The 24,778-nt window shown below is 72.3% G+C and carries 21 protein-coding genes; 16 read left to right on the top strand and 5 right to left on the bottom strand.

Annotation, left to right across the window (positions count from 1 at the left end; genetic code table 11):
* Nucleotides 1–78: 78 nt before the first annotated feature.
* Entirely contained in the window at nucleotides 79–423 is a 345-nt protein-coding gene (locus BUS84_RS20260) for a hypothetical protein (RefSeq protein WP_074314743.1), read from the bottom strand.
* A 195-nt stretch (nucleotides 424–618) separates the two neighbouring features.
* Between BUS84_RS20260 and BUS84_RS20255 the strand changes: the two genes are divergently transcribed.
* The 3 genes from BUS84_RS20255 (at nucleotide 619) to BUS84_RS20245 (ending at nucleotide 2,487) form a co-directional block, all read left to right on the top strand.
* Nucleotides 619–1,134 carry a DinB family protein gene (locus BUS84_RS20255; protein WP_074314741.1) on the top strand — a complete coding sequence of 172 codons (516 nt, stop codon included), beginning with the start codon at nucleotides 619–621 and terminating at the stop codon, nucleotides 1,132–1,134.
* A gap of 74 nt (nucleotides 1,135–1,208) precedes the next feature.
* On the top strand, nucleotides 1,209–1,523 hold the full coding sequence (locus BUS84_RS20250; protein ID WP_143728463.1) for a hypothetical protein: 315 nt from the start codon (nucleotides 1,209–1,211) through the stop codon (nucleotides 1,521–1,523).
* Between the two features lie 22 nt (nucleotides 1,524–1,545).
* Complete coding sequence (locus tag BUS84_RS20245) at nucleotides 1,546–2,487, top strand: threonine/serine dehydratase (RefSeq protein WP_074314737.1); 942 nt, start codon at nucleotides 1,546–1,548, stop codon at nucleotides 2,485–2,487.
* A gap of 68 nt (nucleotides 2,488–2,555) precedes the next feature.
* On the opposite strand, the gene BUS84_RS20240 is transcribed toward BUS84_RS20245, so the two are convergent.
* Nucleotides 2,556–4,988, bottom strand: coding sequence for a M28 family peptidase (locus tag BUS84_RS20240; RefSeq protein WP_425293458.1), 2,433 nt, complete (start codon nucleotides 4,986–4,988; stop codon nucleotides 2,556–2,558).
* Between the two features lie 206 nt (nucleotides 4,989–5,194).
* On the opposite strand from BUS84_RS20240, the gene BUS84_RS20235 reads away from it, so the two are divergent.
* The 7 genes from BUS84_RS20235 to BUS84_RS20205 all read left to right on the top strand — a co-directional run bounded on the left by BUS84_RS20235 (nucleotide 5,195) and on the right by BUS84_RS20205 (nucleotide 13,965).
* Nucleotides 5,195–6,439 (top strand): PP2C family protein-serine/threonine phosphatase, encoded by a 1,245-nt coding sequence (locus BUS84_RS20235; RefSeq protein ID WP_244298653.1) that lies wholly within the window; start codon nucleotides 5,195–5,197, stop codon nucleotides 6,437–6,439.
* On the top strand, nucleotides 6,436–8,187 hold the full coding sequence (locus tag BUS84_RS20230) for a sensor histidine kinase (protein WP_074314734.1): 1,752 nt from the start codon (nucleotides 6,436–6,438) through the stop codon (nucleotides 8,185–8,187). Before BUS84_RS20235 ends, BUS84_RS20230 begins: the two co-directional genes overlap by 4 nt.
* The gene (locus tag BUS84_RS20225; RefSeq protein WP_074314733.1) at nucleotides 8,184–8,636 is read left to right on the top strand and encodes a response regulator; all 453 of its coding nucleotides are present in this window, start codon (nucleotides 8,184–8,186) and stop codon (nucleotides 8,634–8,636) included. The genes BUS84_RS20230 and BUS84_RS20225 overlap by 4 nt, the downstream gene beginning before the upstream one ends.
* Nucleotides 8,629–9,438, top strand: a complete 810-nt coding sequence (locus BUS84_RS20220) for an inositol monophosphatase family protein (protein WP_074314731.1) — start codon at nucleotides 8,629–8,631, stop codon at nucleotides 9,436–9,438. The genes BUS84_RS20225 and BUS84_RS20220 overlap by 8 nt, the downstream gene beginning before the upstream one ends.
* A gap of 193 nt (nucleotides 9,439–9,631) precedes the next feature.
* The gene (locus tag BUS84_RS20215; RefSeq protein ID WP_074314729.1) at nucleotides 9,632–10,648 is read left to right on the top strand and encodes a coiled-coil domain-containing protein; all 1,017 of its coding nucleotides are present in this window, start codon (nucleotides 9,632–9,634) and stop codon (nucleotides 10,646–10,648) included.
* A 36-nt stretch (nucleotides 10,649–10,684) separates the two neighbouring features.
* The gene (locus tag BUS84_RS20210; protein ID WP_074314727.1) at nucleotides 10,685–12,247 is read left to right on the top strand and encodes a fused MFS/spermidine synthase; all 1,563 of its coding nucleotides are present in this window, start codon (nucleotides 10,685–10,687) and stop codon (nucleotides 12,245–12,247) included.
* A gap of 71 nt (nucleotides 12,248–12,318) precedes the next feature.
* Nucleotides 12,319–13,965, top strand: coding sequence for a serine/threonine-protein kinase (locus BUS84_RS20205; protein ID WP_074314725.1), 1,647 nt, complete (start codon nucleotides 12,319–12,321; stop codon nucleotides 13,963–13,965).
* A gap of 53 nt (nucleotides 13,966–14,018) precedes the next feature.
* Here the strand turns inward: BUS84_RS20205 and BUS84_RS20200 are convergent, their stop codons facing one another.
* The 3 genes from BUS84_RS20200 to BUS84_RS20190 all read right to left on the bottom strand — a co-directional run bounded on the left by BUS84_RS20200 (nucleotide 14,019) and on the right by BUS84_RS20190 (nucleotide 17,304).
* Complete coding sequence (locus tag BUS84_RS20200) at nucleotides 14,019–14,687, bottom strand: potassium channel family protein (protein ID WP_074314722.1); 669 nt, start codon at nucleotides 14,685–14,687, stop codon at nucleotides 14,019–14,021.
* A 17-nt stretch (nucleotides 14,688–14,704) separates the two neighbouring features.
* On the bottom strand, nucleotides 14,705–16,039 hold the full coding sequence (locus BUS84_RS20195; protein ID WP_074314720.1) for a TrkH family potassium uptake protein: 1,335 nt from the start codon (nucleotides 16,037–16,039) through the stop codon (nucleotides 14,705–14,707).
* Nucleotides 16,040–16,176: 137 nt separating this feature from the next.
* On the bottom strand, nucleotides 16,177–17,304 hold the full coding sequence (locus tag BUS84_RS20190) for an IS30 family transposase (RefSeq protein ID WP_074314718.1): 1,128 nt from the start codon (nucleotides 17,302–17,304) through the stop codon (nucleotides 16,177–16,179).
* 332 nt (nucleotides 17,305–17,636) lie between these two features.
* On the opposite strand from BUS84_RS20190, the gene BUS84_RS20185 reads away from it, so the two are divergent.
* The 6 genes from BUS84_RS20185 (at nucleotide 17,637) to BUS84_RS20160 (ending at nucleotide 24,716) form a co-directional block, all read left to right on the top strand.
* Complete coding sequence (locus tag BUS84_RS20185; protein ID WP_074314716.1) at nucleotides 17,637–18,842, top strand: substrate-binding domain-containing protein; 1,206 nt, start codon at nucleotides 17,637–17,639, stop codon at nucleotides 18,840–18,842.
* A gap of 3 nt (nucleotides 18,843–18,845) precedes the next feature.
* Entirely contained in the window at nucleotides 18,846–19,589 is a 744-nt protein-coding gene (locus BUS84_RS20180; protein ID WP_074314714.1) for an ABC transporter ATP-binding protein, read from the top strand.
* Complete coding sequence (locus BUS84_RS20175) at nucleotides 19,586–20,359, top strand: ABC transporter ATP-binding protein (RefSeq protein ID WP_074314712.1); 774 nt, start codon at nucleotides 19,586–19,588, stop codon at nucleotides 20,357–20,359. Before BUS84_RS20180 ends, BUS84_RS20175 begins: the two co-directional genes overlap by 4 nt.
* Entirely contained in the window at nucleotides 20,359–21,249 is an 891-nt protein-coding gene (locus tag BUS84_RS20170) for a branched-chain amino acid ABC transporter permease (protein WP_074314710.1), read from the top strand. Before BUS84_RS20175 ends, BUS84_RS20170 begins: the two co-directional genes overlap by 1 nt.
* A complete protein-coding gene (locus tag BUS84_RS20165; protein WP_074314708.1) occupies nucleotides 21,246–22,370 on the top strand; it encodes a branched-chain amino acid ABC transporter permease in 1,125 nt (374 codons plus the stop codon). The genes BUS84_RS20170 and BUS84_RS20165 overlap by 4 nt, the downstream gene beginning before the upstream one ends.
* Nucleotides 22,371–22,550: 180 nt before the next feature.
* Complete coding sequence (locus tag BUS84_RS20160) at nucleotides 22,551–24,716, top strand: RecQ family ATP-dependent DNA helicase (RefSeq protein ID WP_074314706.1); 2,166 nt, start codon at nucleotides 22,551–22,553, stop codon at nucleotides 24,714–24,716.
* Nucleotides 24,717–24,778 lie beyond the last annotated feature (62 nt).

Raw genomic sequence — 24,778 nt, 5'->3', positions numbered from 1 at the left:
GAAGGGACCGGAACCGGTGGAGGTCTCGGTACCTGATGTGGCGACGACGGCATTTCGCCTACAGGTCCGCTGAGCTGGTCACGCGCGGCTGACCTTGACCCCGCCGAAGATGCCGTAGGCGCGGACGCGGACGACGGGGGCCGACGGTGAGGACGTGCCCGGTTGGACCGTGCGCTTGCCGAACAGGTGGAAGCCCTCGATCTCGACGGCGGCGTCGGCGGGCACCCGCAGCTTGACGCCGCCGATGAGCGAGACCTTCGTCAGCGTCGTCTCGGGAGCCAGCTCGGCGTCGGTGAGATCGACCTCGGCGCCGCCGATCGGAGTGAGGACCACGGTGTCGGCGGCCGTGCCGCCGCGCTGCTTGTGGCCGCCAAGAAGGGAAACCTGCCAGTTGATCCGGTCGGAGGAGTTCGTGTTCGCCATGTCCTCAACGCTACGGACCGCTAGGTCAGGGGCAAATGTCATTAGTCGTGAAGTGACCCATGACGATTGTCATGCCAGGGGCAGCGGCAGCTCATGGGCGCCAGCCGGGACGTCCCGGCCTTCCGCGCCCTAGCGCGACGAGCGTACGAAAACTTCGTGCTAGGGCGATGCCCCAGCGCGTGCCATCATGGCCGGATGTGGATCGCGCCTGATGTGAGCCGTCCCAGTGATGTTCTCGTCGCACCAGAGGCCGACCATCTCCGTCATCTTCTCGACTGGCATCGCGCCACGTTGCTCCACAAGTGCGCCGGCCTCGATGCCGAACAACTGGCGCGGTCGCCGTTGGCTTTCTCGAACCTCTCGCTGCTCGGCCTGATCCGGCACATGGCCAAAGTGGAGCGCACCTGGTTCCGGACGCTCTTTCGCAGCGAATCGCTGGACACGCTCTACTCCACGCCGGAGAGGCGCGATGCCGATTTCGACGATATCGACCCGGCGAGCGCTCAAGGCGACTATGCCCGCCTGGTCGAGGAGACCGAACTGGCACGTCAGGCCGTGGCTGCGGCTTCTATGGACGACACCTTCACTTTTCCCGATGAGGACGTGGCGTCGCTGCGCTACGTCTACCTGCAGATGATCGCCGAGTACGCCCGCCACAATGGGCACGCGGACCTGCTGCGACAGGCCATCGACGGGGCCAGAGGCGTCTGAGAAGCGCTTCGGGATAGACCTGGCGGGCATTGCGAGGCCCTGGTGAAGGCCGCGTCGTGCAGTACGGTCCGAGCATGCCGACGTTCCTTGTCCTCCTGCACCGCAGTGGTCCCCAGTGGGACCCGTCGCGGCCCATGCAGGAGCAGTCCGACTGGGCCACACACGCGTCGTTCATGGATGAGCTCGTCGATACGGGCTTCGTCGTCCTGGGTGGGCCGCTGGCGGACGAGCACCGCGTGGTGCTCGTCGTCGTCTCCGAGTCGGAGGACGTCGTCCGCGCCACGCTGGGACGCGATCCGTGGAGCGAGACGCATCTGCGGGTGGACAGTGTCGAGCCGTGGACGATCCGGCTCGGTCCGCGGCCTGACGATGGTCGACCGGCTCTCTGATCGTAACGAAGGGTGCAATTTGATGGTTGACAGAAGCGACGTCGAGGCGGCTGCGGCGCTCATCGAGGGGCGGGTCCGGGAGACCCCGGTGCTCACCGTCGACGGCGCCGATCTGGGCGTGCCGGGGCGGCTCAACCTCAAGCTGGAGTTGCACCAGCACACTGGCTCGTTCAAGCCGCGCGGCGCGTTCAACCGGATGCTGCAGGGGCCGCTGCCCTCGGCCGGGGTGATCGCCGCGTCCGGCGGCAACCACGGCCTCGCCGTCGCGTACGCGGCCCGCTCGCTGGGCGTGCCGGCAGAGGTCTTCGTGCCGGTGACCTCCTCGCCGGTGAAGGTGCAGCGGCTGGCCGGGCTGGGCGCCCAGGTGCGGCAGGTGGGCCAGCACTACGCCGAGGCGTTGGCGGCGAGCACGCAGCGGGCAGCGGAGACCGGCGCGCTGGTCGTGCACGCGTACGACCAGCCGGAGGTGGTGGCCGGTCAGGGCACCGTCGGCCGGGAGCTGGAACGGCAGCTGGACGGGATCGACACCGTGCTGGTGGCGGTCGGCGGCGGCGGGCTGGTGTCCGGCATCGCCACCTGGTTCGACGGGTCGGTACGCGTCGTCGCCGTCGAGCCCGAGCAGATCCCCACCCTGCACTCCGCCCTCAAGGCCGGTCGACCGGTCGACATCGAGGTGGGCGGCATCGCCACGGACTCGTTAGGCGCCCGTCGGATCGGCGAGATCGCCTTCCACACCGCCCGCCGGACGGGGGTGGTCTCCGTGCTGGTCCGCGACGAGGACCTGGCGCGGGCGCGTCGGCTGCTCTGGTCGGACCTGCGGGTCGCCGCCGAGCTGGGTGGCGCCGCCGCGCTGGCCGCGCTGATCGGCGGCGCGTACGTGCCGCAGGCGGGGGAACGGGTGGCGTTGATCGTCTGCGGCGGCAACACCGACCCGAGCGACCTGGGCCCGGCCGCCCCGCACTGAGCGTGCCGCGGCGTGTCCACGGACGGTGGCCCGCCCGAGAATGCTCCAGCGGACCACCGGACCGCCGATCAGAAGGGATAGGTGCGGGCGACCGCCAGCATCTCCGAGCTGTGCGAGCCGACGATGCCGACGGCCGGTGGCCGGGGGCGGAAGCCGGGGAGCGCGTCCAGCCCGTCGCTGGCGTCCATCGCCCGCAGCGCCACCTGCCCGGCGATCGGTCGCAGGGTCAGCGTGACCTCGATCCCCTCCGCCGGCGGGGCGTGGAAGACCAGCCCGAAGCCCCACTTGCCCTCGCGGGGCTCCACCGGCACCGAACGGCCGGCCACCTCGGCCCGCAGCACGGTGGCGGTCGACGTGTCGACGTGCAGGGTGGCGAGCCGGACCGCCCGCTGCGGGGTGAGCCGCAGTCGCAGCGTGCGTTCGCCGCCGGAACCGGAGCCCGAGCCGGAGTCGGCCAGCACCTCCAGCTTCGGCGCCGGCAGGCTCGCCGGCTGCGCCGGTCCGGTCCGTAGCTCACCGTCGCCGAGCCCGGGGAAGTCGTCGCCGACGTCGGTCACCCCGTCCACGTAGCCGTCCGTCCACGGCTGCGGGTCGGTCTCGTGGCTCAGCCAGCGGGCCTGGCCGGTGCCCGCGTCCATGGCGTACATCAGGTGGGTGGGCGCGGGGTGGGCGGCGTCGAACCGATCGACGGCCAGCCCGACCCCGGCGAGCACCACCGCCGCCAGGGCGGCGGCCCCGGCCGGCAGCATCGCGAGCCGCCGGGCCCGCAGCGCGACCAGCCCGCGCTGGCCGCCGGCCTGCGGGTGCAGCAGGTCGACCACCGGAAGCGCGGTCAGGCCGAGCAGCACCGCGACCAGCGCGGCCACCCCGCCCATCGCCATTCCGAGCGCGGGGAAGAGCAGCACCACGGTGGGGAGCAGGATGACCACGCCGACCGCTGCGGCGACGGTCACCGCCACCACCGGCCACGGCCCGGTCTGCCGGGTGCACAGCGCGAGCAGTCCGCCGAGGGCGCCGGCGAGCGCCGGCAGGGTGGTGAGGTACGCCCCGCCGGGCACCGCCACGGCGAGCAGCACCCCGAGCAGGGCCAGCCAGGCGAGCCCGCCGACGGCGAGCGCGGCCGGCCCGATCCGGCGGCGGGTCAGCGCGTACCAGGTGAACACGATGGCGGCGGCTAGGGCCAGCACGGCCAGCCGGTACCAGATCGGCCGGTACGGGTCGAGCAGTTCGGCGTACCCCGGTCGGATCGCGGTGATCGCCATCCAGAGCAGTTGCGCGGCCATTGGCGCGGCCACGATCGGCACCAGGGCCAGCCCGAAGCCGGCGGCCAGCCGGCCGGTGCTGGCCCGGCCCCGCCGCCGGGTCAGCCAGCCCAGTGCGGCCACCGCGAGCACCGCGAGCAGTGCCAGCGGCAGGGTGAGCCAGCCGGGGTAGCGGACCAGCCCGCCGGGGACCGGGAAGTAGGTGGCGTCGTGACCGGACCGCAGGTCGGTCAGGTCGGTGCGACCGAACTCCCGGGCCAGGCCGAGCGCGTTGTCCCCGTGCTGCTGGAGGCTGCCCCGGTCCATGGCCGCGGGGGTGTCCAGCGGTGTGTGGTAGATCGCGCCGCCGTCGATGTACGCCGAGTTCAGCCCGACGAACTTGCGGTCCAGGAACGCGGTGAAGTCGGTGTCGTTGGGCAGCGCGCGGTAGATCTCCACCGCGAACGAGGTGCCGACCGGGTGCGGGGCGGCCCGGCCGAAGACGTCCACCAGCTTCGCGTTGTTCCGGGACGTCTCGAACATGATCACCGGGCCGGTGGAGCCGCGCGCCTCCAGGTTGAGCACCACCCCGCCGTCGGCTGCCAGGGGGTGGCTCGCGGCGAACGCGGACGCGCCGCAGAGACACGCCTCCTCGGCGTCGGTCAGCACGAAGACGATGTCGTTGCGTGGCTTAGGGCTGACCGTCAGCGCCCGCGCCACCTCCAGGATGGCCGAGGTGCCCGCCGCGTCGTCGTTGCCGCCCGGCCCGGTCTGCACCGAGTCGTAGTGGGCGACCAGGAACACCCGGCCGGTCGATTCGGTGCCGGGCAGCCGGGCCACCACGTTGCGGACCCGGGCCAGGGTGGCCCCGCCCGCGGCCCCGCTGAGCTGGCCGGCCTCCGGGGCCACGGTGTCCTGCACCTCGGTCTCCAGGCCCAGCCCCCGCAACCGCTGCTCGATGTGCGCGCGAACCTGGTCGTTGGCCGGGCTGCCGGCGACATGCGACCGGGCCGCGATGACCTGGACGTCCTCGTACGCCCGGCTGGCGCTGAACTCGTTCACGGGCGCGTCGGCCGGCGTCGGGGCCGGGGTGCGCAGGTCGAGCAGGCTGCCGGCACCGACGGCGACCAGCGCGGCGAGGGCGGCCGTGGCGGCCGCGAGCCGCCGGCGGGGCCGGGCCAGCGCGCGGTCGGCGGCGGGTACGCCCGGACCCGGGCGGACCGGCACGCCGGTCGTGGCGGGGGTCGCGGGTGCGCCCACGGGAACTCCTCGGGGGGTGGTGGGGCCTGGGGTGGCATCATCCTGCCTCCCGGAGACCCCGGGTGGGACGGCCGGTCGGGCAGTGATGCGCCCCATCCCGGCCGCGCCGAGGCCGTCGTGTTGTGTGCGACCGTTGTCTAATACAGGATCAGCAGGGCACTCGGAAGGAGCCCGACATCACCAGCGATCTCCCGCGTCTCGCGGCGGTGACCCGGCCGCACCGGGGAGCCGGCCTGGCCGGTTCCCCCGTCGTGCCGTACCCGCACGGCGGCCTGGCGCGGCACGCCAACCTGCCGCCCGGCGAGCGGCTGCGGGTGCTGCTGGTGGAGGACGACGAGGGCGACGCCTTCCTGGTCGGTGAGCTGCTCGCCGAAACGAACTCGATGATCGACCTGCTCATCGCCAGCAGCCTCAGCGAGGCGCGGCAGCGGATGACCGACGTCGACTGCGTCCTGCTCGATCTGGGCCTGCCGGACGCGCAGGGGCTGGACGGGCTGCGCCAGGTGCTGGAGATGTCCAGTGGCGCCGCGGTCTGCGTGCTGACCGGCCGCTCAGATGAGCACCTGGGCATCGTGGCGGTCGCCGAGGGTGCGCAGGACTACCTGGTCAAGGGCCAGGTGGACGGTGTGCTGCTGACCCGGGCGCTGCGCTACGCGGTGGAGCGCAAGCGGGCCGACGAGAACGCCCGCCGGCTACGTGAGGTCGAGCTGCGCCAGGCCGAGTCGGCTCGGCTCGAACGCGGCCTGCTGCCCCAGCCGCTGATGTCGACCGACCAGGTCGCCGTGCACACCTTCTACCGGCCGGGCCGGCACGCCGCGCTGATCGGCGGGGACTTCTTCGACGTGGTGCAGACCCGTCCGGACCGTCTCGACCTGATCGTCGGGGACGTCTGCGGGCACGGCGTGGACGAGGCCGCGCTCGGCGTGGAGCTGCGGGTGGCCTGGCGGGCCCTGGTGCTGGCCAAGGTGCCGGACGACGAGGTGCTGCCGGCGCTGGAGCAGGTGCTGATGAGCGAGCGCCGTCTCCAGGAGATCTTCGCGACGGTGGCCACCACCCGACTCGACCTGGACGCCAACCGGGCCACCGTCCGGCTCGCCGGGCATCCGCCGCCGCTGCTGCTCGCCAACGGCCGCGTCGCCCCGGTGCCCGCGCCCGGGGGCCTGCTGCTGGGCGTACGACCCCGCCGGCCGATCGCCTACGACCTGGAGTTCGACACCGATGACTGGTCCCTGTTGATGTACACCGACGGCCTGATCGAGGGGCGGGTGGGCACCGGCAACGAACGGCTCGACGTGCCGGGTCTGAGTGGGCTGCTCGACGAGCCGGCCAACCGCGAGGTCGCACTGCCTGACCTGCCGGCCTGGCTGGTCGGCCGGGCCGAGCAGATCAACGGCGGCCCGCTCGCTGACGACGTGGCCATGCTGCTGGTCAGCCGCGGCGGTGGCCGGTGACGCCGGTGATCGGGGGCTGGAGTCTGCGCCGTCGGGTCATCACCCTGCTCACCGTCGTGGGCGTGCTGCTGATCGGCCTGGCCGGGGCCGAGGCGGCGATGGCCGCGCGCAACCGCACCCAGATCGACGCCATCCTGAACGAGACCGGCCCGCTGCGGGTGCAGTCGCAGGAACTGCTCAACGCGGTGCTCGACCAGGAGACGGCGGTCCGCGGGTACGCGGTCAGCGGCGACCCGAACGACCTCGGCCCGTATCAGGCGGGACTCGACCGGGAGAAGAGCGTCGTCGCCGCGATGCAGGCCCTGCTCGAGAACTACCCGCAGATCGGCCAGGAACTTCGGGTCGTCGAGGAGCGGGCCGAGCAGTGGCGGCAGTCGGTGGCGGTGCCGGTGATCACCACCACCGAGCAGAGCGGCACCAGCGCGGGGCAGGCGTTGATCACCGAACGGGCCCGGCAGCAGTTCGACGAGGTCCGGTCGGCGATCGACGACCTCCAGGAGGAGATCCTGGCGGCCCGGGAGCAGTCCGCAGATGACGTACGCAACAGCAGCAACCTGCTGGTCGCACTCTTGATCATCGCCGCGTTGGTGGTGGTCGTCGCCGGTGCGGTGCTGCTGCTCTCCCTGGACCGGATGGTGGTCCGGCCGCTGATCGGGCTCGCCGACCAGGTCCGTGAGGTCGCCAAGGGCGACTACCAGCACGGCATCGCCACCACCGGCCCGCCAGAGTTCGTCCAACTCGGCGCGGACGTGGACGCGATGCGCCAGAAGATCGCCTCCGACCTGGCCGAGGTGCGGGAGGCCCGCGAGCGCATCGAGTGGGTCAACAGTCAGCTGCAGAAGCAGGCCGAGGAGCTGACCCGGTCCAACCGTGACCTGGAGCAGTTCGCGTACGTGGCCTCGCACGACCTCCAGGAGCCGCTGCGCAAGGTCGCCAGCTTCTGTCAGCTGCTGCAGCGCCGCTACGCCGGTCAGCTCGACGAGCGGGCCGACCAGTACATCGCCTTCGCGGTGGACGGCGCGCAGCGGATGCAGCGGTTGATCAACGACCTGCTGGCGTTCTCCCGGATCGGGCGGCTCACCAGCGGCTTCGTCGAGGTCGACCTGAACAAGGTGATGGGCGACGTGGCCGGCCAGACCGAGGCCGCACGGCAGTACGCCGACGCCGAGCTGACCTGGACCGAGCTGCCGGTGATCCGGGGCGAGGAGCCGCTGCTGACCAACCTGCTGGCCAACCTGGTCAGCAACTCGATCAAGTTCCGCCGCCCGGACGCGCCGCCGAAGGTGCACATCTCGGCCCGGCTGGTCGGCTCCGAGTGGGAGATCAGCTGCCAGGACAACGGCATCGGGATCGAGCCGGAGTTCGCCGACAAGATCTTCGTGATCTTCCAGCGGCTGCACTCGAAGGACGCGTACCCGGGCACCGGCATCGGGTTGGCCATCGTCAAGAAGATCGTGGAATATCACGGCGGCCGGGTCTGGGTGGACACGGACGTACCGGAGGGCACGGCGATCCGGTTCACCCTGCCGGCGCTGCCCGAGGACGTCGAGGCGGCAGCAGCCGCCGCCACCGACTCGCCGGAGCCGCCGCAGGTGCCTGCGGCCGGTGCCGCGCCCGGCGACGCCGCGCCCTCGGACGAGTCGCCGGCAACGCCCCCGGAGCAGTCCGCCGCGGCGGACCGGCCGGACCGGGCCGACGGATCCCCGGAAGGCGGTAGAACGGGTGACATGAGGGAGACGGTGGGATGACCGCGCCGGCGGACGGCAAGAGCCCGATCGAGGTCCTGCTCGTGGAGGACGATCCGGGTGACGTGTTGATGACGCAGGAGGCGTTCGAGGAGCACAAGCTGCGCAACCGGCTCACCGTCGTGTCCGACGGCGCCGAGGCGCTCGCCTACCTGCGGCAGGAGGGCCAGTACGCCGACGCCGTGACGCCCGACCTGATCCTGCTCGACCTCAACCTGCCCCGCCGGGACGGCCGGGAGGTGCTGGAAGAGATCAAGAAGGACGAGGAGCTGCGTCGGATCCCGGTCGTGGTGCTCACCACCTCGCAGGCCGACGAGGACATCCTGCGCAGCTACCAGCTGCACGCCAACGCCTACGTGACCAAGCCGGTGGACTTCGAGCGCTTCATCGCGGTGGTCCGCCAGATCGACGAGTTCTTCGTCAGCGTGGTCAAGCTGCCGCCGCGTGGCTGACGCCCTGCTCGACGACGTCGGCGACCTGCTTCGGGAGGCCGCCGACCAGGTCGTGCTGCCGCTGTTCCGCAAGCTCGACGAGGCCGACGTGTCGGAGAAGGCGCCCGGCGAGATCGTCACCGTCGCGGACCGCCGCGCCGAGGAGCTGATTTCCGCGGGGCTGCGCGGGCTGCGGCCCGGCTCGATGGTGGTCGGCGAGGAGGGCGTCGCCGACGATCCGGGGCTGCTGCGGCACCTGCGCGAGGGCGGGGACGTCTGGCTGGTCGACCCGGTCGACGGCACCGCCAACTTCGCTGCCGGCCGCCGGCCGTTCGCCCTGATGGTGGCGCTGCTGACCGACGGGCGGCCGACCGCCGGCTGGATCCTCGACCCGCTGGCCGGGATCCTGGCCAGCGGCCGGGCCGACGACGGCACCCTGCTCAACGGCCGGCCGGTCGGCGACACCGGTTCCGGGCCGCGACTGGGCGAGCTGCGCGGAGCCGCCATGACCCGGTTCCTGCCGCCCGAGACCCGGGACCGGGTCCGTGCCGGCGGTCGGCGGCTCGGTGAGCTGCTGCCCGGCCAGCACTGCGCCGGCAGGGAGTACCTGGACATCCTCACCGGTGAGCAGCAGTTCGTCCTCTTCTGGCGCACCCTGCCGTGGGACCACGCTCCGGGCGCCCTGCTGGTCCGCGCGGCCGGCGGTGTCGCCCGCCGGTTCGACGGCGTCGACTACCACCCGGCCGACGAGGGCCACGGCCTGCTCGTCGCGGCCAACGAGCAGGTCTGGGCCGAGGTGCACGACGCCCTGCTCGGCACCTGAACGGCGCACTCCGCGACAGTGGTGGCACCCTGCGTCGACATCGAAGCCGTCGGGCGGTCACGGGGCTGGTCACCGGGGCGGCTTCCGGTATCGTGACGGCGGTCTCCGCCAGCAGGCCGCCGATCGGCGCCGGCGGGGACGCCGCCGCGCAGTGGGTTCACCGGGGGCCGGCGGTCGACGGAAGGACGCTTTCGTGCCCAGGACCAGGCTCAGCCAGCGGCGTGGTCGCCGCGCACTGCTCGCTATCGTCGCCGCCGTCGCGCTGGTGCTCGCCGGTGGCGCGGTGCCCGCGTACGCGGAGCCCGGTGAGGGCGGCAGCAAGAAGCTGCGGGACGCGCTGGAGCTGACCGCGAAGGGCCACATCGAGGCGAAGGCCAAGCTGGACAACTCCAAGCGTCGGCAGACGGCGCTCACCGGCGAGCTGAAGAGCGTCGAGGGCCGGCTGGTCGAGCTCACCGCCCAGGTTGGCGAGGTGGCCGCGCAGTCGTACCGGGCCGGCCGGCTCACCCCGGTGTCGATGCTGCTCAACTCCGCCGACCCGCAGGCGTTCCTGCAACGCGCGGCCGACCTCGACCTGATGGCCCAGCGGGACGGCAAGCGGCTCCGCACCCTGACCGACGCCCGGCAGCAGGCGCAGCAGGCCAAGCTCGCCATCGACGCGGAGGTCCGCGAGCAGCAGAAGCAGCTCGCCGTGATGGCGAAGAAGAAGAAGGAGGCCGAGGCGGCGCTCGCCGAGGTCAGCTCGGGCAGCAGCAACGGCTTCAGCGGCGGCAGCTCCGCCTCGGCCAAGCCGGCGCCGCGCAACTCGGACGGATCCTGGCCGTCAGAGTCGTGCTCGGTGGATGACCCGACCACGTCCGGCTGCATCACCCCGCGCACCCTCAACGCGCTCAAGCAGACCCAGGCGGCCGGCTACAAGCGGCACGTCTCCTGCAAACGCGAGGGCGGCGGCGGCGAGCACCCGAAGGGGCGGGCCTGCGACTTCGCGGCCGCCACCAATGGCTTCGAGGACCGCAACGCGACCGGCGGCGACAAGGCGTACGGGGACAGCCTGGCCGCCTGGCACGTGCGCAACGCCGACCGGCTGGGCGTGCTCTACGTGATCTGGTACAGGCAGATCTGGCACCCCGGCACCGGGTGGCGCTCGTACAGCGGCAGCGGCAGCCCGGCCGCGAGCCACACGAACCATGTTCATCTCTCGATGTACTGACCCGCGGCACCAGCTTGGCTGCGTACCATCGCGACGATGAGCTCCCCACCGTCCGATGTAGCGGCCCCGCCGGCTTCCCCGGTCCCGTCCGTGCCGGTCACCGGCCGGGCGCTGCCCAACGGCCTGGCCGCGTTCCTGGTCTTCTTCTCCAGCGGTGCCGTGCTGGTGCTGGAGACGGTCGCGCTGCGCCTGGTCGGCCCGTACGTCGGGGTGACCCTCCAGGTGACCAGTTCGGTGATCGGCATCGCGCTGGCCGCGATCGCGTACGGGGCGTGGTCCGGCGGCTGGCTGGCCGATCGGCGCGACCCGCGGGGCCTGCTGGCGCCGGCGCTGGTGCTGGCCGGCATCGCCACCGCCGTCACCCTGCCCGTGGTCCGGTACGCCGGTGAGGTGCTGCGCGGCGGTGCCGCCAGCGCGATCCTGCTGCTGGTGGCGCTGGCCGTGTTCGTGCCGGCGGCGCTGCTCGCCGCGGTCACCCCGCTGGTCGTGAAGCTTCAGCTCGCCGACCTGCGCCGGACCGGCCAGGTGGTCGGCCGGCTCTCCGGGATCGGCACCCTGGGCGGCATCACCGCCACCCTGCTCACCGGCTTCGTGCTGGTCGCCGCGCTGCCCAGCACGGTGATCCTGCTGGCGCTGGCGGTCGCGCTCGGGCTGGCCGGCATCGGACTCGGCTGGTACCTGCGCCGGCAGTCGCGGACCGAGCTGCCCGGTCCGGCCCGGACCCGGGCCGCGCTGGCGGTGCTCGGCCTGGTCGGGGCGGGACTGACCACCGTCGCGCCGAACCCGTGTGACATCGAGACGGCGTACCACTGCGCCCGGGTGACGTCGGACCCGGACCGGCCCAGCGGGCGGACGCTGCTGCTCAACTCGGCCCAGCACTCGTACGTGGACCTGGCCGACCCGAAGCACCTGGAGTACGCGTACACCAAGTGGATCGGCGCCGTCGCGGACGTGGCCGCGCCCGCCGGGCAGCGGCTGGACGCGCTGCACCTGGGTGGCGGCGGGTTCACCGTGCCGACCTACCTCACCGCGACCCGGCCGGGCACCGACAACGTGGTCTTCGAGATCGACGGCGGGCTGGTCGAGCTGGGCGAGCGGGAGCTGGGCGTACGCCCGGGGCCCGGGCTGCGGGCGGTGGTGGGCGACGCCCGGATGCTGGTCGTCGGCGAGTCGACGGACAGTCGCGACCTGGTGGTCGGTGACGCGTTCGGCCACCTGGTGGTGCCCTGGCACCTGGCCACCCGGGAGATGGCCGCCGAGGTCCGGCGGGTGACCCGCCCCGGCGGGGTGTACGTGCAGAACGTCATCGACTACCCGCCGCTGCGGTTCATCCGCGCCGAGCTGGCCACGGTGGCCGCCGAGTTCGCGCACGTCGCGTTGATCGCCCCGCCGGAAGCGCTCGCCGAGGAGCAGGGCGCGAACTTCCTCATCGTCGCCTCCGACGCGCCGCTGCCGCTGGCCGCCGTCCGTGCCCGGCTGGACGAGGTCGACCGGGGGGTCAGCCTGCTCTCCGGCGCGGACATGACCGACTTCATCGGGGACGCGCTGGTCCTGACCGACGACTACGCCCCGGTGGATCAGCTGCTGGCGACCGCCTGATCGGGTGACATTCCTGACCGATTCCGATACCCGAGGTGTAGTCGGGCCGCACGAGGGCAACAACGGTCACCATGGGTGGTGGGGACCGGAACGACGCGCAACTCCTTGATGAGCGGTACCGGCTGATCGAGCAGCTCGGCGCGGGCGGCATGTCGGTGGTGTGGCGGGGCTACGACGAGGTGCTCGGCCGGCAGGTCGCGGTGAAGGTGCTCGCCTCACGGCTGGCCACCGACCGGGCCTTCCGGCACCGGATCCGCATCGAGGCGCAGGCCGCCGCGCGGCTCTGCCACCCGAACATCACCAACGTGTACGACTACGGCGAGTCTGTGCGGGCCGGCCTGACCGTGCCGTACGTGGTGATGGAGCTGGTCGACGGCGGGTCCCTGTCCAGCAGGTTGGGCCGGGAGGGGCGACTGCCGTGGCGGGAGGCGGTGACCATCGGCGCGGAGGTCAGCTCGGCGTTGGCCACCGCGCACGCCCGGGGCGTGGTGCACCGGGACGTCACCCCGGGAAACGTGATGCTGACGTCGACCGGGGTCAAGGTGGTCGATTTCGGTATCTCCGCGCTGGTGGGGGAGAGCGAGAAGGGGCCGGACGGAACGCTGCTGGGCACGCCCGCGTACCTCGCCCCGGAGCGGCTGGACAACGGCCAGGTCTCCCCGGCCACCGACGTGTACGCCGTCGGGCTGCTGCTCTACCGGATGCTCACCGGCCGGCTGCCCTGGCAGGCGAGCACGACCACGCAGATGCTGCGCGCGCACATGTACAGCGACCCCGATCCGATGCCGGAGGTGTCGGGGCTGCCCGACGAGGTGACCGACCTGGTGCGGCGCTGCCTGGCCAAGCAGCCCGGGGATCGGCCGGTGACCGCCGAGCTGGCCCGGACCCTCGCCGACGCGGCCGGAATGCTGGCTGCGGTGCCGGTCTCGCCGGCCGCAGGGCCACTGGACCCGGCCGCGCTGGCCAGCGCCGGCACGACGATCCTTCCGTGGTCGGCGGAGACCGACGCGTTGCCGCTGTCGCGTACCCGCAACCGAGGCAGGCGGGCGACCAGACGTCGGCGGGTCGAGGCCGGGGTGGCCGCCGCCAGCCTGCTCGCGGTCACCGGGGCTCTGTGGGGGTTCACCTCGCGCAGCCCCGCCAGCGGCGGGGACCAGCCGCCGACCGAGGCCCGGATGGGTCTGCCGAAGGCGGCGCCGTGCGAGGTGGCGTACGCGCTGCGCGCAGACTCCGGCAAGGACTTCGCCGCCGAGCTGACCCTGACCAACACCGGGGGCAGCGCGTTGCGTGACTGGACGATGAGCTTCACCTTCCCCGGTCAGCAGACGGTGACGAAGGCCGAACCGACCCCGGTGCACCAGCAGGGGCGCACGGTGCTGATCCGGCCGGCGGCCCAGCGCACCACCCTGGCGCCCGGCGCGGCCGAGACGTTCACCCTGGCGGGGAAGTACAGCGGGGCGAACCCGCTGCCGGTGGAGTTCCGGCTCGGTGACGCGAGCTGCGGGGTACGGGTCTCCGGGGTGGCCGGCAGCATGCCGTCCACTGCCCCGCCGAGCACGGCCGCCACGACGAAGGCCCCGCCCAAGGCGGCGACGGTCCGCAGCGGCGCCGGTGGCACCGGCTCGGGCGGCACCGGCTCGGGCAGCACCCCGACGAAGGCCAAGCCCGAGAAGCCCGGCAAGGGCAAAGGGTCGGGTGGTGGTTCGGGAAAAGGGTGAAAATGACCAAGGGTGAGGGGAGGGGGCACGGCGGCGGGAAGAAGTGAGGCGGCTCAGCGGATCCCCGCGAACCGTTGCACCTGATCGATCCCACCCTCCACCACCAGCAGCCCGCCCCGGGTGAGTTTCGTGCTGTCCGACGCGTACCGGAAGCGCTCGCCCGGCACCTTGGCGCCGATCACCCGGACCCCGTAGCGATCGTCCGGGCGCAGGTCGAGCACGGTGCGTCCGACTAGGGACTCCGGCACGCGGACGGTGGCGATCGCGAAGTCGTCGTCGAATTCGATGAAGTCGAGCAGCCGGCTGACGATCAGGTGCGCCACCCGATCGCCCGTCTCCGCCTCCGGGAAGATCACGTGGTGCGCGCCCACCGACGAGAGAATCTTGGCGTGCTTCTGCGAGGTCGCCCGGGCCCAGATCTGCGACAGGCCCAGCTCGGTCAGCGCCAGCACGGTGAGCACGCTCGCCTCCACCGAGGCGCCGATGGCCACCACCGCCCGCCCGAAGCTGGCGACGCCGAGCTGCCGCAGCGCCCCCTCCTCGGTCGAGTCGGCCTGGACCACCCGGTCGAGCTGGGCCGACCAGCGCTGCACCCGGTCCGGGTTGCGGTCGATGGCCAGCACCTCGCGGTCCATCCGGGTCAGTGACCCGGCCAGGTGGCTGCCGAACCGACCCAGCCCCACCACTACGACGCCGTTGCCGTCCGCTCGCCTAGCCGACACCTCGACCCTCCTCGCTGCTAGCCGACAATGGGTTGCTCCTGGGGATAGCGGTAGAGCCGGCGCCGGGTGTTCAGCGCGATCGCCGACCCGAGGGTGAGCGGCCCGACCCGGCCGATGAACATCAGCACGGTCAGGGTCAGTTGGCCGCTGGCCGGCAGCGTGCCGGCGAGCCCGACGGTCAGCCCGGTGGTGCTGAACGCGGAGGTGACCTCGAACAGGGCCGCGACGAAGCGGACGCCCTCGGTGAGCAGCAGCAGGGTCATCGTGCCGGCCGTGACCAGCGCGACGCTGAGCAGCGCCACCGTGATGGCCTGCCGCTGGCTGGCGGTGGCCACCCGGTGGCGCCCGACCGTCACGTCGGGCTCGCCCCGCAACTCCGCCCAGATGGTGAACGCCAGCAGGAAGAACGTGGAGACCTTGATCCCGCCGGCCGTGCTGGCGCTGCCGCCGCCGATGAACATGAGGACGATCAGCAGCGGGTAGCTCTCCTCCTGCAGGGCGGCGATGTCCAGGACACTGAAGCCGCCGGTGCGGCTCAACGCGATCTGGGTGAACGACGCGAGCACCTTGCCCCGGACGTCGTACGAGCCGATGGTGCCGACGTTGGTCCACTCGGCGGCGAGGAGGCCGGCGAAGCCGAGCAGCAGCAGCGCGGCACTGCCCCAGATGGTCAGCTTGGTGGCCACCGCCCAGCGCACCGGCCGGCGCCACTCGCGGGCCGCCTCGAACAGGGCGGGAAACCCGAGCCCACCGACGATCGCGCCGAACGCCAGCGGTAGCGACACCCACGGGTCGCGGTCGAACGCCAGCAGGCCTTCGGAGTAGAGCGCGAAGCCGCCGTTGTTGAACGCCTGGATGGCGTGGAAGAGGCCCGACCAGAGGGCTCGCCCGAGTGGGTAGTCGTAGACCAGCCAGAGCCGGCTGGCGACCAGCGCGGTCATCACCGCCTCGCAGGCGAAGACGGTGACCGCGATCCGGCGCAGCAGCCGCGCGACGTCACCGATGCCGAACTCCGCCGTCTCGGCCTGCACCAGCAGCCGGTTGCGCAGCCCGAGCTGGCGGGCGACCACCAGGATGACCAGCGCCGCGACGGTGAGGATGCCGAGGCCACCGAGCTGGGTGAGCAGGGTTATCACCACCAGTCCCCAGCTGGACCAGTAGTTGGGGGTGTCGGTGACCGCCATACCGGTGACCGACACGGCCGAGGTGGAGGTGAAGAGTGCGGTGATCAGGGGCGGGCGCTGGTGGTCCACGGTCGCCGACCGCGCCATCAGCAGCCCGGTGCCGAGCAGGATCGGCACCAGGAACCCCAACGGCACCAGCCGTACGGGGTTGCGGAAAAACCGGCGCACCAGACAATCTTCCGTTTCCGCGCCATGGTGGGAGCGGGAACGCCCATTCCGGAGGTTCATCTACCGCCGCTCGGCGGCGCACGCCCGCTCAAGATCGCGCTTAATCCTGGAAGTAGTGGTCTCGTGGAGCGGCGGTTTCAAGCGGCTGTTGCAACGAGGTGTTTGTGGAGTACCTCGGCTGGATTCTGCCAGTCGAGGGTTTGGCGTGGTCGTCCGTGGAGTTCCCGGGCGACCGCGTCGAGGTCGTCCTGGGTCCAGGTGCGGAAGTCGGTGCTGGAGCGGGGGAAGTACTGGCGCAGGAGGCCGTTGGTGTTTTCGTTGCTGCCGCGTTGCCAGGGGCTGTGGGGGTCGCAGAAGTAGACCTTGCAGTCGGTGGCGAGGGTGAAGACGGGGTGCTGGATCATCTCGATGCCCTGGTCCCAGGTCAGGGTCTTGCGCAGCTCGGCCGGTAGCCGGCGCATCAGGCCGGTGAGGGTGTCGATGACCTGCTCGCTGACCCGGGACTCGGGTAGAGCGCCGAGCATCACGTATCGGGTGGCGCGCTCCACCAGGGTGATGATCGCGCTGGAGCCTCGGGCGCCGATGACCAGGTCACCTTCCCAGTGCCCCGGCACGGCCCGGTCCGCGACCTCAGCCGGGCGAGTGGAGATGTGAAAGTCGCATACCCACGGTCGGCTTCCTCGTCCCGCGCTGGCCTGACGCGACTGCGCCCGACGCACCGCCCGACCAGAGCGCAGAGCGACCTGCCGGGCCAACTCCTGACGCATCCCACCCCGAGCCTGGAAGTAGATCGCCTGGTAGATCGTCTCGTGTGACACCCACATCTCCGGTCGCTCAGGGAACTCCCGCCGCAACGACCGGGCGATCTGCCACGGCGAGTGCCGCTGCAGCAGACGATCCTTGACCGTCTGCCACAACGGCGGCCACGCCCGCCCCCACCTCGGACGCAGCTTCCCGTCACGAGGACGCCGCGCCCGCGCATCGGCCTTGCCCTGAGCGTTGCGGTGACAGTACTTCCACCGATACGCCCCACCCCACCCCTTCGGATAACCCACCCCGGCCACATAACCCAGGTCAGGCCCATACGGATGCCGCTGACCCGTCGGCACCCGACCCCCGGTGCCGCAGTGATTACGCGACACCTCCCGCCACACCGTCGAGCGATGCCGCCCGATCGCCTCCGCGATCTGCGGGAACGTCAACCCCTGACCGAACAACACCTCAACCTGCGCCCGCTCCGCGGACGACAACCTCTGCCCCGGCATGACCCCTCATCCTGACGAGAATCCACCCCGTTGCAACAACCACTTGAGCCCAAGGGGCGTCCGACACCACTACACCCACAATCCAGCACGATCTTGAGCCGGGCCCTGCGGTCGTCCGGGTGGATGACTGCGACACAGGGGCCGGGCGGTCCGTGGGGGTACGGGCCATCGGGAGGCCGGGCCCTCGGGTGGTAGTGCGGCCCGTTGTAACGTCCGGCCACCCCCTTCCTGTTACTTGTGTGTTTCCGCCACATAGCTCGTGGGTGACGTCACTTCTAGCGTGAGCCGACACGAAGAAGTTCTCTCCCTCCGAGTCCTCATGTGGAGTCGCAATGACGGTCCGGACGACGCGGCGGGTGTTCCTCTCCGCCGCCACGATGATGGCCGCGGCGTTGGCCGCCACGGCCTGTGGCAGCCCGCAGGACACCGCCACCGGCGGCGGCGACAGCGCCGCGCCGGTCAAGGTCGGCCTGGTGTACTCCCAGTCGGGTGCCCTGGCCAGCTACGGAAAGCAGTACATCGAGGGGTTCAAGGCGGGGCTCGACTTCGCCACCCAGGGCACCGGCAAGGTCGGTGACCGCAAGATCGAGCTGACCGAGGTCGACGACGCGGGCGACCCGGCCAAGGCGGTCTCCGCGGCGAAGGACCTGATCGGCAAGGGCACGAAGATCATTGCCGGCTCCACCGCCTCCGGCGTGGCGCTCCAGGTCGCGCCGATCGCGGCGCAGAACAAGGTCCTGTTCATCTCCGGGCCGGCCGCCACCGACGCGGTGACCGGGGCGAACAAGTACACCTTCCGCTCCGGCCGCCAGTCCTACCAGGACGTGGTGACCGCCAAGTCGTTCATCGGCGACCCGGCCGGCAAGAAGGTCGTGGTGTTCGCCCAGGACGGTGCGTTCGGCGACGCGAACGAGGCGGCGGTCAAGACGGTCATCGGCGGCGCGGGCGCCACCGTGAGCAGCGTCCGGGCCCCGGCCAGCGCCACCGAGTTCACCCCGTTCGCCAGCCAGATCAAGACGGCCAAGCCGGATCTGCTCTTCGTCGCCTGGGCCGGCACCACCGCCCCGGCCATGTGGCAGAGCCTCGACCAGCAGGGCGTGCTCTCCTCCACCACGGTCGTCACCGGCCTGGACATCCGCGCCTCCTGGCCGACGTTCGGCGCCGCCGGCACGAAGATCTCCTTCCTGTCGCACTACTTCGACGGGGCCAGCGACACCGAGGCGTCCAAGGCCGCCAAGGCGAAGATCTCCGGCGGCACGCTCGACCTGTTCCACCCGGACGGCTTCGCCGCCGCCCAGATGGTGGTCCGCGCGGTGCAGGAGGGTGGGGACGACGTCGACAAGATGGTCACCGCCCTGGAGGGCTGGAGCTTCGACGGGGTCAAGGGCAAGATGACCATCCGGGCCGCGGACCACGCGCTGCTCCAGCCGATGTTCCAGGCCAAGCTGACCGGCAGCGGCACCGCCTTCACGGCGACCGCGCAGAAGAGCCTCACCGGTGACGAGACCGCGCCGCCGGCCGTGGCCATGAAGGGCTGACCCATGCTCGCCACCCGCGGTCTGACCTGGCGGATCGGTGAGGTCGCCATCGTCGACAGCGTCTACCTCGACCTGGCGCCCGGGGAGTTCCTGGGCGTGATCGGGCCGAACGGCGCCGGCAAGACCTCACTGTTCAACCTGATCACCGGCCTGCGCCGGGCCACGGAGGGCCGGATCACCCTGGACGGGCAGGACATCGGGGCGCTTCCGCCGCACCGGCGGGCCCGCCTCGGGCTGGGCCGTACCTTCCAGGCGTCGTCGGTCTTCGGCTCGCTCAGCGTGCGGGAGAACGTCCGGCTCGCCGTGCAGGCTCACCGCGGGGGCTCGATGAAACTGTGGCGGCGGGCGGCGGCCGACCGGGAGGTGGCCGCCGCCGCCGACGCGGCGCTCGACCGGGTCGGCCTAGCCCACCGGGGTACGGCGCTGGCCGGCACCCTGGCACACGGCGAGAAGCGCAAGCTGGAGATCGCCCTGCTGCTCGCCGGCGAACCGCGGGTGATGCTGCTGGACGAACCGATGGCCGGGGTCAGCGCCGAGGACGTTCCCGAACTGGTCTCGGTGATCAAGTCGTTGACCGGGGACAGCGGCCGGGCGGTGTTGATGGTCGAGCACCACATGGACGTCATCCTGGAACTGGCCGACCGGATCGCCGTCATGCACCACGGCGCGCTGCTGGCCTGCGACACCCCGGAGACGGTGATGGCGAACCCCACGGTGCAAGAGGCCTACCTGGGGGAATCGCTATGACCGAGCCGATCCTGAACGTGGAGGACCTGTCGGTCCGGATCTCCGGGCTGCACATCCTCCAGGGTGTGTCCTTCACGGTCGCACCCACCGGCGTGACCGTCCTGCTCGGCCGCAACGGCGTCGGCAAGACCACCACGCTGCGCGCGATCGTCGGCCTCACCCCGCCCGCCGGGGAGGTCCGCGGCACCATCCGGATGGGCGCGCAGAGCCTGCTGGCCCGCCCCACCCACCGGCTGGTCCGCGGCGGGCTCGGCTACGTGCCGGAGGACCGCTGCGTGTTCGCCGGCCTGACCGTCGCGGAGAACCTGCGGCTGGCCGAGCGGCGCGGCGTCAGCCCGGCGTACGACAAGGTCTTCGCGCTCTTCCCCGAGCTGGACCGGCGCGGACGGCAACGGGCCGGGTCGCTCTCCGGCGGGCAGCAGCAGATGCTCGCGATCGGCCGGGTGCTGCTCAACGACAACCGGCTGCTGCTGGTCGACGAGCCGACCAAGGGGTTGGCGCCGAAAGTGGTGACCGAGGTGGCCGAGGTGCTGGAACGGGTCGCGGAGTCGGTGCCGGTGCTGCTCGTCGAGCAGAACCTGGCGGTGGTCCGGCGGCTCGCCAGGGACGCGGTGGTGCTCGCCGCCGGCAAGGTGGCCTGGACCGGTGACGCGCAGGAGCTGTTGCTGGAGACGGCGCTGACCAGATCCCTGCTGGGCGTGGGCAGCGGCGAATCGCAGCACCCGGCCGCGCCGGGCCGCGCCGCGACGGCGGGGAAGGACGGTCACTGATGGGCACCGTGATCCTGTTGACGCTGACCGGGCTCGGCCTGGCGGCGCTGTACTTCCTGGTCGCCTCCGGGCTGTCGCTGGTCTTCGGCCTGGCCGACGTGCTCAACTTCGCGCACGGGCTGTTCCTCGGCGTCGGCGCGTACGCGACCTGGTGGGCGGCGGGCAACCTGCCGGGCGCCGGGTCGGACGGGTTCGGCTTCGTGCTCGCGGTCGTCTTCGGGGTGGCTGCCGGCACGCTGGTCGCGGTGCTGGTCGAGCTGGTGCTGATCCGGCCGCTCTACTCGCGCACCATCGAGCAGGTGCTGGTCACCGTCGGCCTCTCGCTGGCCGGGGTGGCGCTGCTCCAGGCCACCTGGGGGGCCGACGCCCGGCCGTTCCCGAGGCCGGACTGGACCCGGGAGGTGACCGGGATCCTCGGCGCGCAGGTGCCCAACGGCGGTCTGCTGCTGATCATCGCCGCGGTGCTGGTGCTCGGCGCGCTGCTCGCCTTCCTCCGCTGGACCCGCTATGGCCTGGTGATCCGGGCCGGGGTGGAGAACCGGGAGATGGTCACCGCGCTCGGCATCGACGTGCGCAAGGCGTTCACCCTGGTCTTCGCGATCGGTGGGGCCGCCGCGGCGCTGGCCGGTGCGCTCGGCGGTGTCTACTTCGGCACCGTCTCGCCCGGGCAGGGCGGCTCACTGCTGATCTTCGCGTTCATCGTGGTGGTGATCGGCGGGATGGGCTCGGTGGTCGGCTCCGCGTACGCGGCGGTCGCGGTCGGGCTGCTGCAACAGTTCGTCAACTACTACGGCCCCTCCGGTCTCGGCGACGTGTGCGTGGTCGGGCTGCTGGCCGTGGTGCTGCTGCTGCGCCCCCAGGGCATCGCCGGAAAGGTGGCAACGGCATGACCGAGGTCAAGAGTCCCGAGGTGCCCGCCCCGCCGGCGGCGGTACCGGCCGAGCTGACCTCCGATCGCGGGGGTTGGCATCGGGTACGACCGTTCCTGCCACTGGTCGCGCTGGTGGTCGCGGTGATCGTGCCGTACTCGACGCTGCCCCTGCCGGGGATCTTCGAGGGGCCGCTGAACTCGCCCGGCACCCTGCAGGTGCTCGCCGTCTGCCTGGTCTTCGGTGGCCTCGCCGCCGGTTACGACCTGCTCTTCGGCCGGACCGGGATGCTCTCCTTCGGGCACGCGCTCTACTTCGCCGCCGGGGTGTACGGCACGGACATCCTGGTCACCAAGGCCGGGTTGCCGCTCTGGCAGGCGGCGCTGCTGACCGTCACCGGCGGGACGATCCTGGCCGCGCTGCTCGGCGCGGTGGCGCTGCGGACGGTCGGCATCGCGTTCGCCATGGTGACGCTGGCCTTCGCCCAGGTCGGGGCGATCCTGGTGGCCCGGGACTTCGGCGGCTTCACCGGCGGCGAGGAGGGCCTGCCGCTGGATGTCTCCGGGCTGCCCGCCGGGCTGGTCGGGGTGACCAACACGGTCAACCTCTACTGGTTGGCGCTGGCGTACCTGGCCCTGGTGGTCTTCGTGGTGCACCGGGTCTCCAGCTCGCCGACCGGGCGGGTACTGGCCGGGTTGCGCGACGACGAGCGCCGGATCGGGGTGCTCGGGCTCGACCCGTACCGCTACAAGCTGGTGGCGTTCACCCTGGCCGGCGGGCTCGCGGCGGCCGGGGGAGTGGTCTACTGCCTGATCGTCGGTGGCGCCTCGCCGCACATCACCTCGTCCGAGCTGACCCTGTCGCTGCTGGTAATGGTGGTGCTTGGCGGGCCGGGCACCCGGTGGGGTCCGGTGCTCGGCGGCGTGCTCTACATGTACCTGGACCACCGGCTCACCGCGTTCGGCAGCTCCGACGCGGTGGAGAACCTGCCCGCCGTGCTCAGCCGGCCGCTCTCGCAGCCCCTCTTCGTGCTCGGCACGCTCTTCATCCTGGCCGTCTACTTCTTCCCCGGCGGCCTGGCCAGCCTGACCTCCCGCCTGACCCTCCTGCGCCGCTCCCTACTCCCACCCTCCCGCCGCTGACCGGCTCCCCCTTTCCGGGTCGATCATGAGGTTGGCGGCCCGACACGCCGGACCCGACCGCCGCCAACCTCATGATCGACGGGAAATTCACGGGGAGGTGTCCTGCTCGGCCGCTGGATCGTGACCGGAACCTCCCGTGCGAACCGGGGTCCTGACGCCCGGCGCTGGTAGAAATGCCGGATGGGCGACGAGCGGGCGGCGGTACGGGAGCGGGCCGAGGCGGTGCTGCGCCGGCTGGCCGGTGAGCACGCCCGGCTGCGTGAGGACCAGTGGCGGGCGATCGAGGCGCTGGTCGTCGACCGGCGGCGGGTGCTCTGCGTGCAGCGCACCGGCTGGGGCAAGTCGGCGGTCTACTTCGTGGCCACCGCGCTGCTGCGGGGGCGTACCGACCCCGCCGGGGCCGACGGCGTCGACGAGCCCGCGGGCCCGACGGTCATCGTGTCGCCGCTGCTGGCGCTGATGCGCAACCAGGTCGAGGCGGCCGCCCGAGCCGGCATCCGGGCCCGCACCATCAACTCGGCCAACCTGGACGAGTGGGACCAGATCACCGCCGAGATCCAGGCCGGCGCCGTGGACGTGCTGCTGATCAGCCCGGAGCGGCTCAACAACCCCGACTTCCGCGACGGCGTGCTGCCGAAGCTGGCCGCGACCACCGGGCTGCTGGTGGTCGACGAGGCGCACTGCGTCTCCGACTGGGGGCACGACTTCCGGCCGGACTACCGGCGGCTGCGCACCTTCCTCGGCAACCTGCCCGAGCGCACTCCGGTGCTGGCCACCACCGCCACCGCCAACGCCCGGGTCACCACCGACGTCGCCGAGCAGCTCAGCACCGGCGACGGCAGCGACGCCCTGGTCCTGCGCGGCACGCTGGACCGCGAGTCGCTGCGCCTCGGCGTGCTCGACCTGCCCAGCCCGGCACACCGGCTGGCCTGGCTCGCCGATCACCTGGACCAGCTGCCCGGCTCCGGCATCGTCTACACGCTGACCGTCGCGGCGGCGGGGGAGACCGCCGAGTTCCTGCGCACCCGGGGCTACCCGGTCGCCTCGTACACCGGGCAGGCCGACGACGCCGACCGGCGGGCCGCCGAACAGGACCTGCTGGACAACAAGATCAAGGCGTTGGTCGCCACCAGCGCGCTCGGCATGGGCTTCGACAAGCCCGACCTGGGCTTCGTCGTCCACCTCGGTGCGCCGCCCTCGCCGATCGCCTACTACCAGCAGGTCGGCCGAGCCGGCCGGGCCGTCGAACACGCCGAGGTGCTGCTGCTGCCCGGCGCCGAGGACGCCGCCATCTGGCGCTACTTCGCCTCCCTCGCGTTCCCGCCCGAGCAGCAGGTCCGGGCCGTGCTGGCCGCCCTGCACACCGACCGTCCGCTCTCCACCCAGGCGCTCGAACCGCTGGTCGACCTGCGCCGGGCCCGGTTGGAGCTGATGCTCAAGGTGCTCGACGTGGACGGCGCGGTCCGCCGGGTGCGCGGTGGCTGGCTCGCCACCGGCGAGCCCTGGGTCTATGACGAGGCCCGGTTGCGGCGCGTCGCCGAGGCGCGCACCGTCGAGCAGCAGGCCATGCGGGAGTACGCGACCACGTCCGGCTGCCGGATGCGGTATCTACGCGAGTGCCTGGACGACACCGGGGCGGCCGACTGCGGCCGGTGCGACCGGTGCGCCGACCCGCTCTTCGGCTCGGACGTCTCGACGGCCGCGCTCACCGCCGCGCAGACGTTCCTGGGGCGGCCCGGTGTGGAGATCGCGCCGAAGAAGCTCTGGCCGACCGGGCTGGACGCGGTGGGCGTACCCCTGAAGGGCCGGATCCCCCCGGCGGAGCAGGCGCTGCCGGGGCGGGCCGTCGGACGCCTCTCCGACCTGGGTTGGGGTGGTCGGCTGCGCGACCTGGTCGGCCCGGAGGCTCCCGACGCGCCGGTGCCCGACGACGTGGCCGGCGCAGTGGTGGAGGTGCTGAAGGCGTGGGCGCACGGCGACGACCCGTGGCCCCGCCGCCCCGTGGCGGTGGTCGCGGTCGGTTCCCGGCGGCGGCCCCGACTGGTCGGCTCGCTGGCCGAGCGGATCGCCGCCGTGGGGCGGCTGCCGCTGCTCGGCGAGGTCTCCCCGAGCGGTCCGGGTGGCGCCGGCGGGCCGCGCGGCAACAGCGCCCAGCGGGTCCGCGCGCTGCACGACGCGTTCACCGTGCCGGCCGAGCTGGCCGACGCGCTGGCCGGGCTGGCCGGCCCGGTGCTGCTCGTCGACGACCTGGTCGACTCGGGCTGGACGATGACGATGCTGACCCGCGCGCTGCGTCGGGCCGGTGCGCCGGACGTGCTCCCGCTCGCCCTCGCCGTGGCCGGCTGAGCACTCCCGGGCTGTTCCTCCGCCCGCCGGACGCTCCGCTCCCACTGGCGCCCGGAACGGTG

Origin of the sequence: Micromonospora cremea (genome assembly GCF_900143515.1) — a bacterium.
In the GTDB taxonomy this organism is placed as follows: Bacteria; Actinomycetota; Actinomycetes; order Mycobacteriales; family Micromonosporaceae; genus Micromonospora; species Micromonospora cremea.
Note: the sequence above shows the minus strand (reverse complement) of the source record. Positions and strands in the feature narration are given on the sequence as shown.

Excerpts from the sequence above, each read along its gene's own strand:
- BUS84_RS20260 (WP_074314743.1), bottom strand. The coding sequence starts at position 423 with ATGGCGAACACGAACTCCTCCGACCGGATCAACTGGCAGGTTTCCCTT.
- BUS84_RS20255 (WP_074314741.1), top strand. The coding sequence starts at position 619 with ATGTGGATCGCGCCTGATGTGAGCCGTCCCAGTGATGTTCTCGTCGCA.
- BUS84_RS20250 (WP_143728463.1), top strand. The coding sequence starts at position 1,209 with ATGCCGACGTTCCTTGTCCTCCTGCACCGCAGTGGTCCCCAGTGGGAC.
- BUS84_RS20245 (WP_074314737.1), top strand. The coding sequence starts at position 1,546 with ATGGTTGACAGAAGCGACGTCGAGGCGGCTGCGGCGCTCATCGAGGGG.
- BUS84_RS20225 (WP_074314733.1), top strand. The coding sequence starts at position 8,184 with ATGACCGCGCCGGCGGACGGCAAGAGCCCGATCGAGGTCCTGCTCGTG.
- BUS84_RS20210 (WP_074314727.1), top strand. The coding sequence starts at position 10,685 with ATGAGCTCCCCACCGTCCGATGTAGCGGCCCCGCCGGCTTCCCCGGTC.
- BUS84_RS20205 (WP_074314725.1), top strand. The coding sequence starts at position 12,319 with ATGGGTGGTGGGGACCGGAACGACGCGCAACTCCTTGATGAGCGGTAC.
- BUS84_RS20190 (WP_074314718.1), bottom strand. The coding sequence starts at position 17,304 with ATGCCGGGGCAGAGGTTGTCGTCCGCGGAGCGGGCGCAGGTTGAGGTG.
- BUS84_RS20185 (WP_074314716.1), top strand. The coding sequence starts at position 17,637 with ATGACGGTCCGGACGACGCGGCGGGTGTTCCTCTCCGCCGCCACGATG.
- BUS84_RS20180 (WP_074314714.1), top strand. The coding sequence starts at position 18,846 with ATGCTCGCCACCCGCGGTCTGACCTGGCGGATCGGTGAGGTCGCCATC.
- BUS84_RS20175 (WP_074314712.1), top strand. The coding sequence starts at position 19,586 with ATGACCGAGCCGATCCTGAACGTGGAGGACCTGTCGGTCCGGATCTCC.
- BUS84_RS20170 (WP_074314710.1), top strand. The coding sequence starts at position 20,359 with ATGGGCACCGTGATCCTGTTGACGCTGACCGGGCTCGGCCTGGCGGCG.
- BUS84_RS20165 (WP_074314708.1), top strand. The coding sequence starts at position 21,246 with ATGACCGAGGTCAAGAGTCCCGAGGTGCCCGCCCCGCCGGCGGCGGTA.
- BUS84_RS20160 (WP_074314706.1), top strand. The coding sequence starts at position 22,551 with ATGGGCGACGAGCGGGCGGCGGTACGGGAGCGGGCCGAGGCGGTGCTG.